Source organism: Streptomyces sp. NPDC053432 (genome assembly GCF_055585365.1).
Window position 1 is genome coordinate 254792 of the sequence record NZ_JBVJKF010000001.1, and the last position, 17852, is coordinate 272643.

15 protein-coding genes are annotated in these 17852 nt (G+C 74.3%); 9 read left to right on the forward strand and 6 right to left on the reverse strand.

The window, feature by feature from the left end; all coding sequences use genetic code 11:
- Positions 1 to 24 precede the first annotated feature (24 nt).
- On the reverse strand, positions 25 to 684 hold the full coding sequence (locus tag ACZ6Y1_RS01195; protein WP_469620591.1) for a DUF1326 domain-containing protein: 660 nt from the start codon (positions 682 to 684) through the stop codon (positions 25 to 27).
- Between the two features lie 129 nt (positions 685 to 813).
- On the opposite strand from ACZ6Y1_RS01195, the gene ACZ6Y1_RS01200 reads away from it, so the two are divergent.
- The 7 genes from ACZ6Y1_RS01200 to ACZ6Y1_RS01230 all read left to right on the forward strand — a co-directional run bounded on the left by ACZ6Y1_RS01200 (position 814) and on the right by ACZ6Y1_RS01230 (position 6660).
- Complete coding sequence (locus tag ACZ6Y1_RS01200; protein WP_469620595.1) at positions 814 to 1656, forward strand: DUF2182 domain-containing protein; 843 nt, start codon at positions 814 to 816, stop codon at positions 1654 to 1656.
- Positions 1657 to 1669: 13 nt separating this feature from the next.
- Positions 1670 to 1870 carry a DUF5988 family protein gene (locus ACZ6Y1_RS01205; RefSeq protein ID WP_469620598.1) on the forward strand — a complete coding sequence of 67 codons (201 nt, stop codon included), beginning with the start codon at positions 1670 to 1672 and terminating at the stop codon, positions 1868 to 1870.
- Positions 1871 to 1923: 53 nt separating this feature from the next.
- The gene (locus tag ACZ6Y1_RS01210; protein ID WP_469620601.1) at positions 1924 to 2304 is read left to right on the forward strand and encodes a hypothetical protein; all 381 of its coding nucleotides are present in this window, start codon (positions 1924 to 1926) and stop codon (positions 2302 to 2304) included.
- 51 nt (positions 2305 to 2355) lie between these two features.
- Positions 2356 to 3483 (forward strand): PLP-dependent cysteine synthase family protein, encoded by a 1128-nt coding sequence (locus tag ACZ6Y1_RS01215; RefSeq protein ID WP_469620604.1) that lies wholly within the window; start codon positions 2356 to 2358, stop codon positions 3481 to 3483.
- The gene (locus tag ACZ6Y1_RS01220; protein WP_469620606.1) at positions 3480 to 4790 is read left to right on the forward strand and encodes an MFS transporter; all 1311 of its coding nucleotides are present in this window, start codon (positions 3480 to 3482) and stop codon (positions 4788 to 4790) included. The genes ACZ6Y1_RS01215 and ACZ6Y1_RS01220 overlap by 4 nt, the downstream gene beginning before the upstream one ends.
- 247 nt (positions 4791 to 5037) lie before the next feature.
- A complete protein-coding gene (locus ACZ6Y1_RS01225) occupies positions 5038 to 6228 on the forward strand; it encodes an MFS transporter (protein ID WP_469620609.1) in 1191 nt (396 codons plus the stop codon).
- Positions 6229 to 6318: 90 nt separating this feature from the next.
- Positions 6319 to 6660 (forward strand): DUF3040 domain-containing protein, encoded by a 342-nt coding sequence (locus ACZ6Y1_RS01230; protein ID WP_469620613.1) that lies wholly within the window; start codon positions 6319 to 6321, stop codon positions 6658 to 6660.
- A gap of 40 nt (positions 6661 to 6700) precedes the next feature.
- Here ACZ6Y1_RS01230 and ACZ6Y1_RS01235 read toward each other — a convergent pair whose 3' ends face one another.
- The 5 genes from ACZ6Y1_RS01235 to ACZ6Y1_RS01255 form a co-directional block, all read right to left on the reverse strand.
- Positions 6701 to 7003 carry a putative quinol monooxygenase gene (locus ACZ6Y1_RS01235; RefSeq protein WP_469620616.1) on the reverse strand — a complete coding sequence of 101 codons (303 nt, stop codon included), beginning with the start codon at positions 7001 to 7003 and terminating at the stop codon, positions 6701 to 6703.
- Between the two features lie 89 nt (positions 7004 to 7092).
- Positions 7093 to 7959 carry a geranyl diphosphate 2-C-methyltransferase gene (locus tag ACZ6Y1_RS01240; protein ID WP_469620621.1) on the reverse strand — a complete coding sequence of 289 codons (867 nt, stop codon included), beginning with the start codon at positions 7957 to 7959 and terminating at the stop codon, positions 7093 to 7095.
- 16 nt (positions 7960 to 7975) lie between these two features.
- On the reverse strand, positions 7976 to 9307 hold the full coding sequence (locus tag ACZ6Y1_RS01245; RefSeq protein WP_469620624.1) for a family 2 encapsulin nanocompartment cargo protein terpene cyclase: 1332 nt from the start codon (positions 9305 to 9307) through the stop codon (positions 7976 to 7978).
- A gap of 136 nt (positions 9308 to 9443) precedes the next feature.
- A complete protein-coding gene (locus tag ACZ6Y1_RS01250; RefSeq protein WP_469620628.1) occupies positions 9444 to 10856 on the reverse strand; it encodes a family 2B encapsulin nanocompartment shell protein in 1413 nt (470 codons plus the stop codon).
- A 450-nt stretch (positions 10857 to 11306) separates the two neighbouring features.
- Positions 11307 to 11936 carry a nucleoside/nucleotide kinase family protein gene (locus tag ACZ6Y1_RS01255; protein WP_469620631.1) on the reverse strand — a complete coding sequence of 210 codons (630 nt, stop codon included), beginning with the start codon at positions 11934 to 11936 and terminating at the stop codon, positions 11307 to 11309.
- Between the two features lie 65 nt (positions 11937 to 12001).
- Between ACZ6Y1_RS01255 and ACZ6Y1_RS01260 the strand changes: the two genes are divergently transcribed.
- Together ACZ6Y1_RS01260 and ACZ6Y1_RS01265 are read left to right on the forward strand one after the other, a co-directional pair.
- The gene (locus ACZ6Y1_RS01260; RefSeq protein WP_469620634.1) at positions 12002 to 16840 is read left to right on the forward strand and encodes a hypothetical protein; all 4839 of its coding nucleotides are present in this window, start codon (positions 12002 to 12004) and stop codon (positions 16838 to 16840) included.
- Between the two features lie 118 nt (positions 16841 to 16958).
- Positions 16959 to 17852 carry a VOC family protein gene (locus tag ACZ6Y1_RS01265; protein WP_469620637.1) on the forward strand — a complete coding sequence of 298 codons (894 nt, stop codon included), beginning with the start codon at positions 16959 to 16961 and terminating at the stop codon, positions 17850 to 17852.

A 17852-nucleotide genomic window follows, 5' to 3' on the forward strand; every position in this document is an offset into this window, starting at 1 on the left:
CGGGGCCGTCAGGCGTCGGGGCCGTCAGGCCTCGGGGCCGCTCCAGTCGAACGGGATGTGCTTGCTGGACCGGCCCTCGCGGTCCCACTGGAAGCCGAACGTGTCGGCCCGGTCCACCGTCGCCCGGCCCCAGGTCACGACCTGGCCCGGCCCGGTCTCGGAACCCGGCATGTTCATCGACTGGACGCGCGCGCCCTCCGGCGTCGTCGGCCCGGTGAGCGCCTCGGCCCGGGCCTCCACCCGGCCCGGGATCGCCGCCCGCCAGCTGCCGAGGTCCTCATCGACCTCGATCTCGATCGGGGCGAAGTCCATGCCCCGCATCTCGGGTCCGAGCGTGCCCACCAGCTGCGCGGGCCAGCCGCCCGCCCGGCCTCCGAAGATCATCTGAAGGGCCTCGCGCTGTGCCTCGTCCGCGCGCTCGTCGAAGAACACCGCGGCGTACGCGTCCGAGTGCTCGCCCCACAGGTTGCCCTCGAACGAGCCGACCAGCAGCACGTTGAGCCCGTCGAGCGGGACGTCGCCGTAGCTCCCCCGGATGACGTGCCAGGCCAGCACGCCGTCGCAGGCGTCGAAGGTGGGCGGCTGCGCGAAGTTGCAGGGACAGGGGATGTTGCACCTGCAGGTGTCGAACCAGTCGCCTTCGACATGCCATCTCGGAACGGTCGCCGCGGTCGTCTCTGACATGGTCCCGCCTCCTCGCGAGTCCCCGGGCACCATTCTCCGCCCGGAACGGTGCGGGGACCAGGCCGGGCGGGCACCGTTCGCGGTTCTGTGCTGTGCTGGAAGGGTCCTCGCGCGTCCGGGAGGAGTGCCATGCCGCACGTCCGACTGGCGCCACCGGCCCCCACCGGGCCGGGCGTCCTGCTGCCCAGGCGCGAGCTGGCGGTCGCCTGGATCCTGCTGACCCTGCTCGCCGCACTGGCCTGGGCGCTGACGGTTGCCCAGGCCCGCGAGATGGGCGCGGGCACCGGCACGATGGGCATGGCGCCCGCCCCGTTCCTGGTGCTGTGGGTGGTCATGATGGCCGCCATGATGCTGCCCTCGGTTGCCCCGGTAGCCCTGACCTGGGTCGCGGCGATCGGCCGTACGTCCGCGAACCCGGCGGTCCGGGCCGTGCGGACCGCCGGGTTCCTCGTCGGCTACCTGCTCGCGTGGACCGCGTTCGGGCTGGTCGCGTACGGGCTGCTCGCGATGACCGACCGGCTGCTCGGCGGCCACCCGGGGGCGGGCCGCTGGATCGGCGCGGGCGCCTTCCTGCTGGCGGCGGTCCAGCAGTTCGGGCCCCTGAAGTCGGTCTGCCTGCGGCACTGCCGCAGTCCGATGTTCCAGCTGCTGCGGTACTCGCGGTTCCGGCCCTGGGCCAAGGACCTGCGCGTCGGCGCGCACCACGGGGCGTACTGCGTCGGCTGCTGCTGGGGACTGATGATCGTCCTGATTCCGCTCGGGGTGATGAACGTGGCCGCCATGGCCGGGCTGGCCGCCGTGATCTTCCTGGAGAAGCTGTGGCGGCAGGGTCCGTGGCTCGCCTGGGCGGTGGGCGCCGTCTTCCTGGTCCTGGCGGTGCTCGCGCCCTTCCAGGACTGGGTGCTCCCGGGCCTGCAGACGTCGGATCCGTCGATGGACATGGACCGGATGCTGGGATGGACACACTCGTGAGAGGAGCGGCGAGATGCCGAACAAGGCGGTGCTGGAGGGTGGACCGGACGACCTGCCCGAGCGGAGCGTCCCCGTCGCCGCCCCCGGCGAAGACCTGAAGATCCCGCACCGCGGCGGCTACGAACACTTCCGCAGCACGTCACGGACCCAGGACGGCCCCGAGGGCCGGCAACCCGTCTACGAGTGGTGGGAGCGTACGGAAATCGCCGAATGATGTTGACCGATTTGCAGACGGTCATCACGTGAGGGAGACGCTACGATCACGGCATGGTCACAGCCCGCACCCGCTCAGGCACTCCCTGGGCGCGCGGTGTGCTGCTGGCCGTCCTCACCGCGCTGCTCTTCGCCGCGTTCCACTGCTCCACCTATCCGCACGGCGACGGCGCCGGGCACACCGTCTCCACCGCCTCGGCCGGGCACGAGGAGCCCGCCCACACCGAGCACGGTTCCGCCTGCGCCGCGCCCGCACTGACCCCGCAGGCCCAGGCCGGTGCCCGGGGCACGGTGGCACCGGACCTCGCACTGCCCGTCGCCGGTGCCCCACCGGCCATGACGGCGGGCCCCGCCGCGGCGCCCCGCGCCGAACTCTCCGCGATAGACCGATCCGGCCGCTCCACGCTCACCGGCGTGTGTCGATGGCGCGTATAGGCCGCTCCCGTCGAGCGAGCACCTGACGCATCTTCGATTGAGAGCGGAAAAATGCATACATCGATCACCGACCCGTCGTCCGTGACCCCCGTGGCGCCCCCGGCCCGCACGGCGCTGTCCGGGCTCGTCGGCAACACCCCCCTGCTCCACGTCTCGGAGCCCCTCGCCCCGGCGGGGCGCGGCTTCTGGGCGAAGCTGGAGGGATTCAACCCGGGCGGCATCAAGGACCGCCCCGGCCTGCACATGGTCGAACGCGCCCGTGCCCGCGGTGACCTGGAGCCCGGAGCCCGGATCATCGAGTCGACGAGCGGCACCCTCGGCCTGGGCCTCGCCCTGGCCGGCATGGTCCACGGCCATCCGGTCACCCTGGTCACCGACCCGGGTCTGGAGTCGTCGATGACCCGGCTGCTGACCGCGTACGGGGCGCAGGTCAACGTCGTCTCCGAACCGCACCCCGCCGGCGGCTGGCAGCAGGCCCGCCGCGACCGGGTCACCCGGCTGCTGGAGCGGCACCCCGGCTCGTGGTGCCCGGACCAGTACAACAACCCCGACAACACCACCGCGTACACGCCTCTGGCCCTGGAACTGGCCACCGGGATGGGCCGCATCGACGTCCTGGTGTGCAGTGTCGGCACCGGCGGACACTCGGCGGGCGTCTCCCGGGTCCTGCGCAGGCTCTACCCGGGACTGACGCTGGTCGGGGTGGACACCGTGGGGTCCACCATCTTCGGCCAGCCCGCCCGGACCCGGCTCATGCGCGGCCTCGGGTCGAGCATCTACCCCCGCAACGTCGACTACGAACAGTTCTCCGAGGTCCACTGGGTGGCCCCGGCGGAAGCCGTGTGGGCCTGCCGCCGGCTCGCCGCCTCGCACTACGCCACGGGCGGCTGGAGCGTCGGCGCCGTCGCGCTCGTGGCCGGGTGGCTGGCCCGCACCCTGCCCGCGGACACCCGCATCGCCGCGGTCTTCCCCGACGGGCCGCAGCGCTATCTCAGCACCGTGTACGACGACGACTACTGCGCGGCGCACGGACTGCTCGACGGGCCCCCGGCCGCCGAACCCGACACCATCGGCCGGCTGGACGAGAAGGAGGTCACCCGCTGGACCCGCTGCGCCGCCGTGGTCGACCCCCTCGCGCTGAGCCCGCGGGCGGACGGCACGGAGGAACGGGCCCGATGACCGGCACGATCGCACAGGTCCGTTCCTACGGGCGCGGCATCCGGCTGCTGATGGTCAACCAGTTCACCATCAACCTCGGCTTCTACATGCTCATGCCCTACCTGGCCGCGCACCTCGCGGGCCCCCTGGGGCTCGCGGGCTGGACCGTCGGGCTCATCCTCGGCGTCCGCAACTTCAGCCAGCAGGGCATGTTCCTGATCGGCGGGACCCTCGCCGACCGGTTCGGCTACAAGCCGATGATCATCACTGGGCTGGTGCTGCGCACGGCCGGTTTCGCCACCCTCGGGCTGGTCGACTCCGTACCGGCCCTCATCGGCGCCTCCGCCGCGACCGGGCTGGCCGGGGCGCTGTTCAACCCCGCCACCCGGGCGTACCTGGCCGTGGACGCGGGCGAGCGCCGGGTGGAGGCCTTCGCCCTGTTCAACGTCTTCTACCAGGCGGGCATCCTGCTGGGGCCGCTGGTGGGCATGGTGCTGACGGGCGTCGACTTCCGCGTCACCTGCCTGGCCGCCGCCGGGATCTTCGCCGTGCTGAGCCTCGTGCAGATCCGGGCCCTGCCCGCGCGCAGGGGGGACGGCGGCGGGGCCGCGCCCCGGGACGGCGGCCGGCGCGAGAGCGTGTTCGGGCAGTGGCGGGGCATCCTCGCCAACCGTCCGTTCCTGCTCTTCTCCCTGGCCATGATCGGCTCGTACGTCCTGACCTTCCAGGTCTACCTGGCGCTGCCGCTGGAGGTCCGGCGCCTGGGCGGCGGGGGCGCGGGCGGCACGGCCGCGGTGGCGGTGCTGTTCGCCGTGTCCGGGCTCGGCACGATCCTCTTCCAGACCGGGGTGACCGCCTGGTGCAGGGCCCGGATGGAGCCGGGCCGGGCGCTGGTCCTGGGGCTGCTGACCATGGCGGCCGCCTTCCTGCCGCTGCTGGCCGCGACGGCGCTGCCGGTGCCGGACGGCGGGCCGGGGCGGTGGCTGGTGGCCTCGGTGCCGCCGGCGCTGGCCGCCCTGCTGCTGGCGCTGGGCACGATGATCGCGTACCCCTTCGAGATGGACACGATCGTCCGCCTCTCGGGCGACCGTCTGGTGGCGACGCACTACGGCCTCTACAACACCGTCTGCGGGGTCGGCATCGCCGTCGGCAACCTCCTCACGGGCGCGGCGCTGGACACCGCCCGGGCCGCCGGTATGTCCGCGCTGCCGTGGCTGGCGCTGTCAGCCGTGGGCCTGGGGTGCGCCGCCGCCCTGTACGGACTGCAGCGGACGGGCCGCCTCGCGGCGCCGGTGGCCGCGGCGCGGCCCAAGGGGGTATCCGTCTGACCCCGCACCCCGGACGCCTCTGACGGGCCGTCCCCTGATCAGGGGACGGCCGCCCGCGCTCCCGCCGTGCCGGGAGCGGTGAGCGGTCGGGCCGCCGACCCGGCTGCCCCCTGCCGCCCCGGCGTGGGCCGGGCCGGCGCCCCCGAGCCCGCCGGAAGGTCTCGTCCGCCCCGGCGGACGGGACCCGGCGGCGCGCCGGAATCGCCCCGTGCGGAAGCGGGCGGTGTCCGGGGTTACCGTCTGCGCCATGGACGGTGATCGCCGAGGGTGGCGGCAGTGCGTGCTCATGGGGGCGGTGTTCGCCGTGTGCATGGCGGGCACCACGCTGCCGACCCCCCTCTACGGCCTCTACCGGGAGGAATTCGGATTCTCCGAGCTGACGGTGACCGTGGTGTACGCCGTGTACGCCTTCGGGGTCATCGGCGCGCTGCTGCTGGCGGGCAACGCCTCGGACACCGTGGGCCGGCGGCCGGTGCTGCTGGTGGGTCTGGGCTTCGCGGCGGCGAGTGCGGTCTGCTTCCTGTACGCCAGCGGGCTCGGCTGGCTGTACGCGGGACGGCTGCTCTCGGGGCTGTCCGCCGGCCTGTTCACGGGCGCGGCGACGGCGTACGTGATGGAGCTGGCACCCGAACACGGTGCCTCCCGGGCCACGTTCGTGGCGACGGCCGCCAACATGGGCGGGCTGGGCTGCGGCCCGCTGCTCGCGGGGGTGCTCTCGCAGTACGCCCCGTGGCCGCTCCACCTGCCGTTCGTCGTGCACCTGGCGCTCGTGGCCTGCTCCACGGCCGTCCTGCTGCTGCTACCGGAGACGGTGCGGGAGCGGCGGCCGTGGAGCGCCGTACGCCCGCAGCGGCCGGCGCTGCCCTCGCAGGTGCGGGTGGTGTTCGCACCCGCGGCGATCGCCTCGTTCGCCGGCTTCGCCCTGTTCGGGGTGTTCACCTCGGTCAGCCCCGCTTTCCTCGCGGAGTCCCTGGACGTGCACAACCGCGCCGTCACCGGGCTGGTCGTCGCCCTCGCCTTCTTCGCCTCGACCGCCGGGCAGCTCGCCGTCGGCCGGGTCGGGGTGGGGCGGTCACTGCCCCTGGGGTGCGTCGGGCTCTTCGCCGGGCTGGCGCTGCTGGCGGCCGCCCTGTGGTGGGACCTGCTCGCGCTGGTGGTGCTGAGCGCGGTGGTGGGCGGGGTCGGGCAGGGTCTGGCGTTCCGCGGGGCGCTCGCCGCGGTGGCCGCCGCCTCCCCCGCGGACCGGCGCGCCGCCGTGATCTCCACCCTCTTCGTGGTGGCGTACGCGGGCATCTCCGTCCCGGTGATCGGCGTCGGGCTGCTGGTGGGGCCGATCGGACTGGAGGGCGCGGGGCTGGTGTTCATCGCCTGCATGGCGGCCCTGGTGACCACCGCGTTCGGCTATCTGCTGCGGCATCCGGTCCGGTTGGACGCGTGACGCCCCCGCGCCCGGGTTGCCGGTGTCACGTGTTAGCGGTCCACAATGGGGTACTCGCAGAGCAGGCAGCACGAGTCTCGGGAGGTGGCCATGGACGGCCCCGAGCTCTCCCGGCAGGAGCGGATGATCCTCGACGACATGGAGGCCCGGCTCCGGACGGATCCGGTCCTCGACCGCAGACTGCGTACGCTGCGCCGCGGCATCAGGCCATGGACGGGCTCCCTGAGCGACGGGCTCGTGCTGTGCGCGTGCCTGCTCTCGCTGGCCTCCGTGGCGGCGTTCCTGAGGGCCGCGACCTCGACCTCACCGGCCGGCATCGTGACCTTCGCGGTCCTGTGGGTGCCCACGGCGGCCTGCCTGCTCGCACTGCTGTGCCGATGGAGCCGCACCGCCCTGGCGAAACGTTCCGTCCGGAAGAGGAGCGGAGGCTGACGGATTCCGCCTGCGGCGGTCGGAGCTCGTCCCCCCGCGGTCAGGCCAGCGGATCCGCGGCGAGTTCGACGACCTCGGCCGGGCCCGCGCGGAAGGCCGGGCTCGCAGCGTCGGCCTCGATCATGTGCGGGGTGACGTCGTGCGCGGCCAGCGCCTCCCTCGACGCCCACCGCTCGATGAGGACGAAGCGCTCGGGCTCGCCGCTGACCTGGGGCATGTCGTACTGCAGACATCCCTCTTCGGCCCGCACGAGCGGGGCGAGCCGCTCGAACGCCGCGATCTGTTCCCGGCCCCTGCCCGGAAGGGTCGTGATGAGGATGACGAGTTTCACCGGCTGCGACATGGGCCGCATCCTAGCCAGCGCCCGTCCGTAGACGATCAAGGGGGCCGGGTCCGTCCGGAGACGGCCCCGGCCCCGGGCCCCGATCCGCGTCAGACGCGGTCGGCCGCGATCAGTACGTACTGGAAGGAGCCGTCCTTGTACGAGTTGATGAAGGCCTCTTCGATGCCCGTGACCAGGGAGGACGTGGCCCGGAGCTCCCAGTAGGGCAGGGTCTCGGGGGTCAGGTCGATCACGGCCTGCGGTACGAGGCGGTTGTCGGCCATGGCGCGCAGGTACTCGCGGCGGGAGTGGATGTTGCACTCGAAGTGCGCGTTGATCTGGGAGACCCACTTGGAGGGCTGGCCGTACCGCGGGTTCCAGCAGCCGGTGATGGTCACGTAGCGGCCGCCGACCGCGAGGACCCGGGAGTGCTCGGCGAAGAGGTCGTCGAGGTCGACGTACATGCTCGACTCGTTGTTCCACGAGGCGGCGGCCTGGCCGGTCTCGAAGGGGGTGCTGAGCATGTTGCAGACGCGGGCGCGGACGGAGTCCTCGATGCCGAGTTCACGGGCCCGGTTGTTGGCGAAGTCGGCCTGCTTGGCCGACAGGGTGACGCCCTCGACCGTGCATCCGAAGCGCTGGTGGGCCATGACCATCGAACCGCCGCGGCCGCAGCCGGCGTCGACGAGGGTGTCCTCGCGGCCGATGGGCCCGAGGTGGTCCAGGAGCAGTTCGGCCTGGGCCGACTCCAGCCGGTGCAGCTCGGCGATCAGCTTCTTCTCGTATGCGCTGTCCGAGGTGTCACCGAGGGCGGCGTGGTCGACGTCGCCGATGCCGTAGTGGTGGTGGTAAAGGCCGTCGACGTCCCCCAGGCGCAGGTTGACGGGGCGGGCCTCGTTGTTCCAGTAACGGGCGATGTCCCCCTGGTAGGCCGTCGCCGGGGCGGGAATGAAGGCGGAGAGATCAGTGCTGGTCATGAAAAGGTCCCATTCCTTACCAGAAGTCGGGCAGGCTGTATCGGTAGGTGTTCGTCTGGTGCCAGTAGTGGTTGCCGTCGACCCATACGGCCACTCCCCGCAGGAAGCGCAGCACGCTGGGGGCGGGGCAGGCCGCGGCCAGGGCGGCGGCTTCGGATTCGAAGTCGTGCATGAGGTCGTTGTGGACCTCGACCGCCTTGAGGTACGCCTCCCGGTCGGAGAGGCCCTCACGCTCGGCGATGACCACCGGCAGGTTCAGGTGCTTGCCGGGAGAGGCCAGTTCCTTGGTGTAGGAGTAGAGGTCGTTCACGATCGTCGTGGCGTTCCCGGCGAGCGCGAGCACCCGCTGCATGGCGGGCTGGGCGTGCAGGTCCGCCGGCAGTTCGTAGCCGCCGACGGTGTCCGTGATGGTGGGGCAGGGGCGGAAGTTGTTGAACTGGCGCATCGCCAGGTACTCCCACACCTCGGGCACGTGGTCCGTCTGGGCCCAGGCGGCCTCGGCGAGGTATCCCATGTGCAGCCGGGCCATGTCGTGCCGGAACCGGTCGGCCTGGGACGGGGTGGACTGCCGGACGAAGTACTCCATGGCGGAGCGGTAGGCGCGCCGCGGGGCGTCCGCGTGCAGCGACTCCTCCCAGTGCGGGTGGTACTCCTTCGTCGTGTGCAGGTGGTCGAGGGCGGTGTGGGCCAGCAGGAGGCGTCCGCCGAGACCGATCGGCGAGCCCCCGTGGTCCTCGCAGTAGCAGTCGTCGACCGCGTTCTCGGCGACCATCAGCCGGGTGGCGATCATCAGGTGCTCGATGCTGGGGGCGTCCGGGTGGCAGGCGACCATGTAGCGCCCGACGGAGAAGCCGTCGAACTGGTCCTCCCAGTCCTCGGGGTACAGCTCGACCTCGTCCAGCGCCCAGGCCTTGATCCGGCGGCTGACCTCCTCCACCCGGAGCGGGTCGGGCTCCGGGACCGGGTGGTGGTACAGGCCGGGGATCGGGCGGCCCACCGCCGGTCCCGGCGGCTCCGGTGCTTGCGGGGCCGGCGGTGCCGGTGGTTCGGCGCGCCGGGCCAGGCTCAGCGCCGCCGTTCCGAGACCGCTGGGGCCGCGCAGGATCCGTTCCATGGCCGGGGTCGGCCCCCCGTCCGGGGCGGGGACGTCGGCGGGAACCGCCTCCGCGCCGGGGGCGCGGCCGAAGGGCAGGACCGGCGGCAGCGGCAGGGCCGCCGCCGCGGGGGCGGCGGTGTCCTGCGCCGCGTCCCGGCCGTGGGCCAGGGCCTCGGCCAGGACGTGGACCCCGAAGCGGGCCGCGGCGGCGGGCAGGCTCGACTGCAGGGGGGAAGGCCCGGGATCGGGCATCCGTGGCTCCTTGGTGAAGTGGAAGGGCTGTCCCGGATCCCGGGCGTGCTGGGCGTACTGGGCATGGAGGCGGCGGGCCGGGGAGCCCCCGGGCCGCCGCGGGAGTGGTGACGGCCGCCGGGGCCGCCGGGCGGGACTAGTCCCGCCTGCGGGCGATCTGCACGTTCTCCAGCACACCGAGCGCGTCGGGCACCAGGATGGCGGCGGAGTAGTAGGTGGTGACCAGGTAGGAGATGATCGCCTGCTCGTTGATGCCCATGAACCGCACCGACAGGCCCGGCTCGTACTCCTCCGGCAGACCGGTCTGGCGCAGGCCGATCACGCCCTGGTTGTCCTCGCCGGTTCGCATGGCGATGATCGAGCTGGTGTTCTCCTTGCTGATCGGGATCTTGTTGCAGGGCAGGATCGGGACCCCGCGCCAGGCCGGGACCGACTGCCCGCCGACATCGACGTGGTCCGGGTAGAGACCGCGGGCGTTGAGCTCGCGGCCGATCGCCGCGATCGTCCTGGGGTGGGCCAGGAAGAGCTTGGTGCCGCGACGGCGGCAGAGCAGCTCGTCGAGGTCGTCCGGGGTGGGCGGGCCGGAGTGGGTCTGGATCCGCTGCTTGAAGTCGGCGTTGTGGAGGAGACCGAACTCCCGGTTGTTGACGAGCTCGTGCTCCTGGCGCTCCCGCAGGGCCTCGATGGTCAGCCGGAGCTGCTCCTCGGTCTGGTTCATCGGCCCGTTGTAGAGGTCGGCGACCCTGGTGTGGACCCGCAGGACGGTCTGCGCGATGGAGAGTTCGTACTCGCGCGGCTTCAGTTCGTAGTCGACGAAGGCGCCGGGGAGTTCGGCCTCGCCGGTGTGGCCGGCCGACATGGCGATCTCGGCCTCGCCGTGCTTGTTCTGCCGCTGCTGGGGCAGCGAGCTGAACCGGTGGATGTGGCTCTGGAGGCTCGGCGCCGACGAGAGCACGGAGGCGAAGTCGGCGCGGGAGAGGGTGAGCAGCGTACCGGGGGTCTCGGCGGTGGCCGTGTAGTCCCAGCCGGCGTCGCCGTCCAGCAGGGCGTTCTCGCCGAACCGGTCGCCGTCGGCGAGGACGGCGACGGACACCTCGTCGCCGTACTTGCCGACGGTGGTCTGGCTGATCCGGCCGTGGGCGATCAGGTGGATGTGCTCGGCGGGGGCGCCTCGCTGGACCAGCACTTCACCGGCCCGGAACTCGCGCTGGACGCACCGGCCGGCGAGCTCGTTGAGCACGTCCACGTCGTCGAAGCCGCGCAGCAGGGCCAGTTCGCCGAGTTCCCGGGGGATCACGCGGACGTTGGCGCCGTCCTGGACGAAGTCGATGCGCCCGTCGCCGACGGTGTAGCTGAGGCGGCGGTTGACCCGGTAGGCGCCGCCCTTGGTCTCCACCCAGGGGAGCATCCTGAGCAGCCAGCGGGAGGTGATCTCCTGCATCTGCGGGGCGGACTTGGTGGTGGTGGCAAGGTTGCGGGCGGCAGCCGTGCTCAGGCTGGACTGCGGGGGTTGGTCCAGCTGCGCTTCCGGGCTGGCGTCAACGGTCATCGGACGAGCTCTCTTTCTCAGGGGCGGCGATCGGCGCATGGCGCGCATCACCGGTGCAAAGAGGAAAAAGGGGGGTGAATATCTGGGAATCCGTCCAGATCCGTGGGAACACTAGCGGCCCGTACGGCCGGATGACCTTGAAGAGCCGTCTGCATTACCTCGATGCAGTGATCTCGTCAGGCGCGGGGTTTGGCTCGCATTTCGAAAGCTTTCGGACACCGGCGAGCGGTCGTACGGGCCCGGGCCGGCGCGGAGGCCCACTCGGTCGAGCGCTGACCTGTGGGTTCGTGTGACCGCGCCAAGGCCCCCGGGAGCCCTTGGCGGGGTGGGAGCCGGATCCCGCCAAGTGGATTCCTGCGCGGGGGTGATGGGGCGGGGTGATGGCGCTAGCGGGGTGGCGCAGGCGTTGTGGCGCAGGGGTGGTGGCGCAGGGGTGGTGGCGGCCTGGGATCAGCCCTGGTCGACGACGAGGTCGGCGCGGTGGCGGCCCCGGGCGACGAGTCGGGCGTTCGGCTCGTCCGAGCGGGCCACCCAGGCTCGGGCGTACTCCGGATCCTTGCCGTGGCGCACGTGCCGGTCGACCAGGCGCCGGACCCGCAGGTCCTCTTCCGGGGCGAGGTACCAGGCCTCGTCGAGCAACTCCCGGACCGAGGCCCACTCCCCCGCGTCGTGCAGCAGGTAGTTCCCCTCGGTGATCACCAGCGGTACGTCCGGACCGACGGGGATGCTGCCCGCGACCGGTTCCTCGAGGGAGCGGTCGAAGGCGGGCGCGTAGACCGTGGCCGCGCCGGATGAGCGCAGCCGGTGCAGCAGGGCCGCGTATCCGGCGGCGTCGAAGGTGTCCGGGGCGCCCTTGCGGTCCGCCCGTCCGAGCCGGGCCAGTTCGGCCTGGGCGAGGTGGAACCCGTCCATCGGGACCACCACCGCCGTGTCCGGTCCGAGTGCCTCGGCGAGCCGGGCGGCCAGCGTCGACTTCCCGGCCCCCGGCGGCCCGGCGATGCCGAGGATCCGCCGGCCGCCGCGGCCGCCCCGGGCGGCCAGCGCGGCCGCCCTCGTCACCAGTTCGCTCGTCGTCGGCACCCGCACATCCTGCCGCACTGGGACCCCGCCGGGCACTGTCGGTGCGGCGTGCGACGATCCGGAGCATGATCGCCTCGCTCGAAGCCCTGTTGCCCGCGGCCGGCCCGCACGCCTCGACCACCTACGCCGACTGGGTCGCCGCGTACGATCCGGCCGCCGGACCGATCGCGCGCGACCTGATCGACGACATGCGCTCCGAGCTGGGCCGCCGCCGGACCAGGCCCGGAGGGTTCGTCGACGCGATGGCCGTGCGGGCGCGGCGGCTGCCGCCCGCCCATCTGCCGTGGTTCTGGGACACCGTGGGGCACCGGCTGATCGGTTACGGGAGCAAGCCGGGCGGGCGTGCCTACGCGGCGGCCCGTGCCGCCGAGGCGGAGCACGGGCTGCCGGTGGATCCCGGCTACCGGCGGGCCAACGCGCTGCTGTTCGCCAGGGGCGGGGCGATGCCGGCCAAGGAGTTCGGGGCCCATCAGCGGTACCTCGCCGAGGTGCTGGAACCGGCCGCGGCGCACGAGGCGCTGGACGCGTTCCTGACCGCGTGGGCGGCCTCGTCCGCCGACCTGCCGGCGGACCTGGTGCGCCGGGTGAGGGCCTCCGCCAAGGCGGCCGGGCACGGGGAGGAGGAGGTCGCCCGGCTGGTGGGCGCGATCCTGTCGGTCACCCGGCGGAAGTCGGTGCCGGACGCACTGCTGACCGCGGCGGCCCCGGTCCTGACGGCCCATCCGCCGCAGCAGGAGGTCGCTGCCGGGCTGGTGGAGGTCTTCCCGGACGGGGCCACCGACGGCGGGGCGTGGCTCCGGCTGCTGATCGGCTGCGGCGCGGCCCGGGCCATGGAGTCGGGCCGACTGGTGCCGGAGGGCGGACTGCACCGCTGGGTGGGCGAGTTCGTGCGGATGTACCAGTACGCGGTCCGGTCCGGCGGCGGCGTCGGACGCCAGCCCCTGCCGGAGGAATTCCTCGGCCTGGTCGCCCGGCTGGGGCCCCGGCTGCGGGCGGCGGGTGCCGCGGTGACGTTGCACCCGACCCGGCACCACTACCAGGGCTTCGACGCGGACGTCCTGGACGCCTGCCTGGCGGCCGGGATCCCGGTGGTCGACCCGGGCCCCGAGGTCGGCATGCGCTTCTGGGGGGAGCGTTCCCGGCGCGACATGGCCGCGCTGGCCGCCGACCCGGTGTTCGGCCCCCGCCTGGAGGGGACGGTGCACGCGGGTCTGCTGCCGAACCGGACGGCGGCCGGCGTGCGCCGGGCCGGGTCGGCGGTGACGCTGCTGCCGGGCAACGAGGGGATCGCGAACGAGGTGGCCGTACGGGTCGGCAAGCTCGTCGACACGGTCGCGGGCGGCGGTATGGCCGGGGCCGAGGAGGCCGTCACCGAGCTGGAGACCCTGCTGGACCGGCCGACGGTGTCGGCGCTCGGCGGCATCGGCGACGCCCTCGCCGGAGCCTGTGCGGCGGGCGCGCTGCGGCGCTCGCTGGCGGCGGGGCTGCCGGAGGAACTGGCATGGCCTGCGCTGGAGTCGGTGTACGCGGAGTTCGCGGCCGACGCCCTGCCCGGGGAGGCGGACCACACGCTGCCGGGCGTGGCGGGGGTGACGTCCACCTGGCCGGTGCTGACGGTGTTCGGGCGCGGGCGGGCGGTCGCCGTCGCCCCCGACGGGGTGCGCGGCTCCTGCCGGTTCACGGTGCCCGAGGGGGCCACCATGTACGCCGTCCACTACGCCGGCGGCTCCTTCCTGGTGAGCTGGACCCTGAAGCCGAACCCCTACTTCTGCGACACGGCCGTCTGGGCCGACCGGCCCGGGGAGCCCTTCACCCCGGACGAGTCGCGCGGGCTGGTGCCCTTCGGCGGGAGTCTGGACGGGGCGTACGGCTTCCAGTTCGAGAGCGCCGACGGCGGCGGGCGCCACGGCGGCCTGCGGGTGCTGCGCCCGGGCGGCACCGGGGGCATCGACGGTGACGAACTGCAGCTCGGTGACGGCTCGCGGATCTGGACCAACGGCGTCTTCAACCGCACGCCGTGGGAGGTCGTGGACCCCGTCACCGGGGAGCGGCGGGGTGCGACGGCCCTGCCGGACTTCCCGGGCCGCCCCGCGAACCCCGACCCGGCCGCGGAACCGTCCGAGGCCGGTATGGCCCTGGCCGCGGAGGCCCTGCAGCTGGCGCCGCTGCCCGCCGGGCTGGACGGCTCCCCGCTGGGCAGCCGCGACGGCCTGGTCGGGACCCGGGTGCTGTTCCGCACCGGGCACCGCGACCCGGCGCCCGGCCACTACCTGGTGGAGAGCATCGACGGGCGCTCCGCCCGCTTCGACATCGACCGGGCGGGACAGGAGCCGTGGGGGCTGTGGTCCCCGCCGGAGGGTGCGCCGCAGGACGTCGTGCTCGCCGAGGCGCAGACCCGTACCGGAGTGCGCGCGTACGCCGCCGACGGCGTCCTGCTGTGGGAGCTGGACGGGCACCACTCGCCCCGGCACCCGCGGGTGAAGCCGGTCCGGCGGGTCACCGCGTCGGGCGGTGTGGCCCTGCCGCCGGCCTTCTGGTACCTGCTGCGGACGCGGGACGCGGCCGGATCGCGGGCGCTGCGGGGCGTGCGGCGGCAGACGGCGGACGTCCTGCTGGCGGCCGCGCTCGAGGACGCGGCTGCCGCCGGGGGCACGGCGGACCCCGGCGGCACGGCGGACCCCGGCGGCACGGCGGACCCCGGCGGCACGGCGGACCCCGGCGGCACGGCGGACCCCGGTGGCACGGCGGCCCTTCGCGCGGCCGTGGCGCGGGAGTTGCCCGAGGTCGGCGACCCGGTCCTGGTCGAGGCGGTCGTGGCGGTGGCCGTGCGGGCCGCCCGGGTGGAGGAACGACGGCGGGCGCTGCACCGGCGCGTCGCCCTGCTCTCCGAGGCCCCGCCCGTCCTGCCGCGCCGGTCCGCGCCGGACACCGAGCTGCTGCCCGCGCTGTTCGGGCTGCTCCCGGACGGCCGGCCCGATCCGCGGCTCCCCCTGCCCGCGACGCTGGCCGCGCTGGCCGCCGACGGTGCCGCTCTGGCCGGGAGCATCGCGGAGGAGGTACGGCGGGTCTCGCCGCCCGCGCCGCCGCAGGACTGGTCGCAGCTGCTCGGCTCGATCGACTCCGCGGCCTGGCGGGCGGCCGTGGCGCCGACCCCGGACCCGGAGCGGGCGGCGCTGCTGGCGCTCCTGGACACCTGGGCCGACCAGCCGTTCGCTCGTGCGGGCAGCACCTGGTGGGCGGGCCGCGCCGACGGCTCCGACCTGGACGCGCTGCGGGCCGGGGGCACCGCCGTGGCGTCCGCCGCCGTGCGGGAGGGGAGCGCGCAGCACTGGTTCGTGGCTGCCGCCGACGGCACGGACGGCGACCCGGTGCCGGCCGCGGCCGCAGGGGCCCGGCTGGTACGGGTGGAGCGGGACGACGCGGCCCGGCTGCGGGCGCTGGTGGCGGCGGTCGAGGAGCACGGGCCCGTCCCGGTACCGGAGTCCGCGGCCGCGCGCTTCGCCGAACTCACCGGCGTACGCAGGCCCGTGGCGCGGCTCGTGGTGGCCGGTCTGGTCGGCCGGCCCGGCCGGGAGGAGGCCCGCTCCCTGGCCTGCAAGGCCCCGTACAGGGCGACCCCGATGACGGCGGAGTCGTACGAGAAGCTGCGCGCCCGGCTCGGAGCCGCCGGCCGGCGCGCCCTGCTGGCCGCGGCCCTGCCCGAGGACCCGGTCGAGCTGTGGCGGCCGGGCGGGGTCGTGGCGGCCGTGGAACGCATGGCGGCGGAGTGGCAGGAGCGCCTCGGAACCCTCCCGGCCGTGCACGACGAGGCGGCCGACGCCCTGGAGGCCGATCTGGGCCTGTCGGAGGTGTGGGCGCGTCGGCTGGCGGGCGGCTACGACGCGGCCGCGGACACGACGGTGCCCGCCGCGGGCTGGGAGCTGGCGGCGGCCCGCTACGGCACCGGGGTGGAGGTCAGGGCCGTGCCCGCGGCCGGGTCGGAGCCGGCGTACGGCACTCCGGTGGGACTGCAGCTCGGCCGGATCGCGAGCGCACTGGTGTGGGCGTGGACGGACCGGCCGGTCGGAGATCCCGCCGTGGCCGGCGCGACGGCGCTGTACGAGCGGCTCCGGGCGGAGCTGGAGCGCCCGGAGCTGCTGCTGGCCCTGCCCGGCGGCCGGGTCGCCGACTCCTCCACGCCGCTCGCCGAGCAGTTCGGACCCCGGCGTCTGCCCGTGGCGACGGACCGCCGCAAGGAGGGGGACACGGCTCCGTTGACGGCGTACGACTCCGGGGCCCTGGTGGTGTGCGTGCCGGGAGGCGCCGCCGTGCTGCGGCCCTCGGCGGTCGCCGGCCCCCAGGAATGGCGACGGCTGCGCGGGATCACCGGTCTCGCGGAGGCCCTGGACCGGGTGGCGCCGCTGCTGCCCGGCGGCGCGCTGGAGCGGATGATGCTCCGGGCCGCCTCGGGAGCGGTGCCGGCCGGCGCGTACGAGGCGGATCCGCGGCAGTCCTGCCCGGAGCTGGTCGCCCGGGTGGCGGCGGAGCTCGGCACGGGGGCGGACGCGGCGGCGCTGTACCTCCAGCTGGCGACCCTGGCCGCACCCACGGACCGCAACGTCCGCCGGTGGAACGGCTGGACGGCCAAGCGGCACACCGAGGTCCGGGCTGAGCTGCTGGCCACGGGCGCGGTCGTGGAGGCCAAGCGGGCACGGGCGGGCCGGAGCCTGTTCCTGCCCGGGGAGTGGACCGAGCTGAAGGCGCCGCACCTGCCGCTGGAGAGCGTGAAGCTGGAGAGCCACCGGGTGCGCCCGCTGTGGCGGGGCCGGATCGAGGCGCCGTTCGACCGGGTGCTGCCGACGGCGCCGCTGCACGAGATGTTCGCGGAGGCCTGGGCCCGCGGGACCGCCGGCTGCGGCGGGTGACGTCTCCCGGGCACGCGCCGGACAATCCACCCTTATCCCACCGAACCGCATGTACGGTCACACTACGACCAGGAGCAATACCGGAAGCACGGTACGAGCGGGACGAGAGGAGGCTGCCATGGTGCTGGTGGCAGCGGATGTGCCGGGTGCGCCGTGCTGGCTGAGCCTGATGGCACGCGACCTTCAGGCTGCGGAGCGCTTCTACGGCGCCGTCCTGGGCTGGACCTTCAGGCGGGGTGTCTTCGGGCGGGCGTCCTCGGTGGCCGAGCGGGACGGCGTGGCCGTGGCGGGCATCGGGGCGACGGCCGGGGAACGGACCGCGCCGGTGGCGTGGACGGTGTACTTCGCGGTCAACGACGCCGACGCCGCCGTGGCCGGGATCCGCGAGCGCGGGGGCACGGTCGGGGTGGGGCCCGTGTCCTATCCGCCGCGCGGCAGGGCGGCCCTGGCCACGGATCCCGAGGGTGCGGCGTTCGGCGTCTGGGAGGGCGAGCCCCTGTCCGAGTGGCGCGCCGGTGAGGGCGGGGCACCCGCGTGGGTGGAACTGCACACCCGCAACGCGTTCGACGCGGCGGTCTTCTACGGCGAGATCCTGGAGTGGGTCGCCCACGAGGACGGGGACGAGGACGACGGGGAGAACGAGCACGCGGACTGCTGCGAGGTCTCCTACGAGGAGGACCAGGTGGTCCTGCGGCGCTCGGGCCAGGTGGTCACCCGTCTGAACAGCGGCCCGGTGGAGGCGTCCGCCGACAAGCCGCTGCTGCGGCCCCGCTGGCTGGTCCACTTCAAGGTGCCGGACCTTCAGGAGGCGCAGCGGGCCGTCGTCGAGAACGGCGGCACCATCGTCCCGGACCCCGCCGGGTGGGCGGGCGGTGAGCGCGTGACGGTGTGCGATCCGGACGGCGGTCTCTTCACCCTCGACGAGTCGCCGGCCGCCTCGGGATCCCGCTCCACCTCCGGGTCCGCGTCCGGGTCCCGGACCGCGTCCGGGACCCGCCGCACGTCCGGCTGA